Source organism: Thalassotalea agariperforans (assembly GCF_053470345.1).
This window is the reverse complement of the sequence record NZ_JBQMWH010000032.1, coordinates 1-2808: the sequence shown is the minus strand read 5'-3', so window position 1 is coordinate 2808 and position 2808 is coordinate 1. Positions and strand designations below refer to the sequence as shown.

The 2808-nt window shown below is 36.3% G+C and carries 4 protein-coding genes; all 4 read left to right on the top strand.

Annotated elements, in window-relative coordinates:
- Positions 1–115 precede the first annotated feature (115 nt).
- The gene (locus tag ACSLUO_RS17640; RefSeq protein WP_448250579.1) at positions 116–436 is read left to right on the top strand and encodes a GmrSD restriction endonuclease domain-containing protein; all 321 of its coding nucleotides are present in this window, start codon (positions 116–118) and stop codon (positions 434–436) included.
- Between the two features lie 40 nt (positions 437–476).
- A complete protein-coding gene (locus ACSLUO_RS17635) occupies positions 477–1040 on the top strand; it encodes a tellurite resistance TerB family protein (RefSeq protein ID WP_448250578.1) in 564 nt (187 codons plus the stop codon).
- Positions 1041–1053: 13 nt separating this feature from the next.
- Positions 1054–2202 carry a DUF726 domain-containing protein gene (locus tag ACSLUO_RS17630; RefSeq protein WP_448250576.1) on the top strand — a complete coding sequence of 383 codons (1149 nt, stop codon included), beginning with the start codon at positions 1054–1056 and terminating at the stop codon, positions 2200–2202.
- Between the two features lie 431 nt (positions 2203–2633).
- Positions 2634–2808 (top strand): transposase (locus ACSLUO_RS17625; protein ID WP_448250581.1); only part of this gene is annotated, 175 nt, incomplete at its 3' end.

Here is a 2808-nt window from a genome sequence, read left to right as displayed (position 1 = left end):
ATTACATCATTGGTTATTACAATCAGACTAGGCCACATAGATACAATGCTGGTTTAAGTCCAAATGAGTCAGAGAAAAGATACTGGCTAAACTACAAATACGTGGCCAATATGACTTGACCACTTCAGAGCTTTTTAATGGTGATGAAGAGCTATTTGAAACTGAGCGAAATAGGTTGGGAGGGATACTTCTATTGAAGGGCAGAGATAATATTTCTAGTAACAATGAAGTGTTCAGTCAAAAATTGAAAACCTATGGAAATAGTTTGTACTGGAATGAAACACTACGAGAAGATTGTTACAAGAGTAAGTTAGATTTTACGAGTTATATTGCTAAGCATGAGTTGCCATTTAGCCATTACAGTAAATTCGGTCCTGATGAATTAGAAGCTCGTCACCAGTTGTTATTTGAGATATCAAAATCAATTTGGGCTTAGTTTTAGAAAACTTAAAAAGAATTTGAATAGAGGAGTTATTATGAGTTGGTTAAAAGTAGTAGGTGGAGCCTTAGCTGGAGTTGGTGCAATTGTAGCGTTGCCAATAGCTGGACCTGTTGGTGCAATTACCGCAACTGGTGCTGCTATAGCCGCTGGTGTTGGAGCAGCCGCGGGAGCCATATCTGGAGAAGATGATAACGAATACAAAGATGAGCTAGTAAAAGAAAGAGCAAACAATAAGAGAAACGTGGATACTGTTGATGATTTTCAAGAGTGTGCAAATAAAGCTTTGAGTTTGTTTGCTGTAGGTATGGCAGCAGCCAAAGCAGATGGATACATTTGTAAAAAGGAACAAGAAGCAATTGAAGTTTTTTGCAATGGGTTGAGAAAAGATAACTATCCAGAAAGTGTTATAAATAGTTTCGACGAAATCAGAGAACAAAAACCATCTCTGACAACTGCACTGAAAATCATGGAAGAAAAAGACCCAAACCCTGAGATTGATGTTTATATAGAGCTAATCAACTTAGTTATACATGCAAATGACAAAGTTCATGATAAGGAAGTAGCTTTTCTGGAGGCATTTAAGCAAAAAGTTGCTTAACTAATAATTAGATATGAGAAGAGATTTAAAAAAACTGCGCTCGCTTTACGAGGAGAATAAAAAAAGGAAGCACTTATCTGTAGTTGCAGATCCTGAACTGGTGAAAGAGCAATTAGAACAAGACCTAGATCATGAGTTAATTAATACGCTTAATAAACAAGCGAAAAAATTTAGCTCACGAATGACAGAATCTGAATTTGAAGAATTCATGAGGGAATATAGGGAGGAACTAAAAAGCAAAGGGATTGAAGCAACTGATGAAATCATTTTGAGGGAGCTAGCTTGTCAAACTACAAGAATCAGTGATATTGAAAACTACAAGCAGCTATTGTGGGATCCAGAAAAAACTGTAGTCGGTGAAAATACTGGGATTATAACTCGCAAGATTTCAGAGGTATCTCCATTTGGCAGGCTGGCGGACTTCAGAATAAAGAAAATAAAAGCTGGAGTAGGACCTGCTATTTTGGTTATCAACGGTTTTTTATCTCAAAATAGTTCTGAACAAGGTAAGGATTGGCTAAGCTCAATTAATGCCTCTCGCTACTCTGAATCTCCAGTATATTTGGTTGAGTGGGATTCAGGCAATGTTGCTAAGCTTTTTCCTGATTTTAAAGATGAAGCAGATTCAAAAGTAAAACAGACGATAAACCTTTTTACTGAAGTTGCACAAGTGATTGCTTTAGGTTGGGCTAAAGTACTCGGCACAAAAGCTACAGCTTTTTTACATGCGTGGTATACAGCTCTGATAAAGTCAGAACAGGTGGGAAAGTATCTCTCTTATATAATGCAATGCACAGATCATGAAGGTGGTTTCATTATTATGGGTCACTCTTTGGGAGCAAGGGTTTGCTTCCATACCTTAAAAAACTTAAGCGAAGTGAAGAAAACACTAGTGAATGAAGTGTATTTGCTTGGAGGTGCTATTACTCACAGTGATAATAAATCTAACTGGAATTCTGCTTTGTCTGCTGTGAAAGGGAGTGTGCATAATTACTATAGTGAGCACGATGATGTTTTGAGATATATGTATAAACTAGGCGCTGCAAGCATGTCTCATAAACCTATTGGTCTAGTTCCAATAGCAGATAAAAAAGTTATTAATAAAGATGTCAGTTATGACGTAAAGGGTCATACCGAGCATAAGGACAGATTTTCAGTTTGAATTATATAAACAGTCCTAATATATGCTTTATTAACTATATATCTAGAATTCAATTAAGACATAGAGACTGCCTACCAGACTTGGTATACAACTCTTAGATAGCTAATTACCTTAATATGTTGAATATCGTTTTTTATATATAATAAAAATGGCGTTATATGGTTTAATTGTAGGGGCGTAATGGCAAAAAGTGGTTAAATAATTTAGTTAAGTGATTCATCCACTTTATTGCTTATTGATTTTTTAATTGCCATACTGGTTAGTAAATACGATGGATGTAGGTAAATAAAAATGTTTCCGAGTAAAAGCTATAATGTGTCAACTTATGGTTGAACCCACAAATCGCATTTTGAGATTAACAAGGACCCTGTAACAAAATCTGTGTAACTGCCTATCATTAATACCCATGTAGGGTTTAGGATAGGCAGACTATGAATAAGAAAGAACTTGAAGCGTTTGCGAAGCAAGCCGCTAAATCAATTAAAACCGAAGCAGACTTAACTGACTTTCGTAAAATGCTAACTAAGGTAACGGTTGAAGCAGCACTTAACGCTGAATTAGACGAACACCTTGGTTATGCCCGCCATGAACAATCTGAGCATCAGA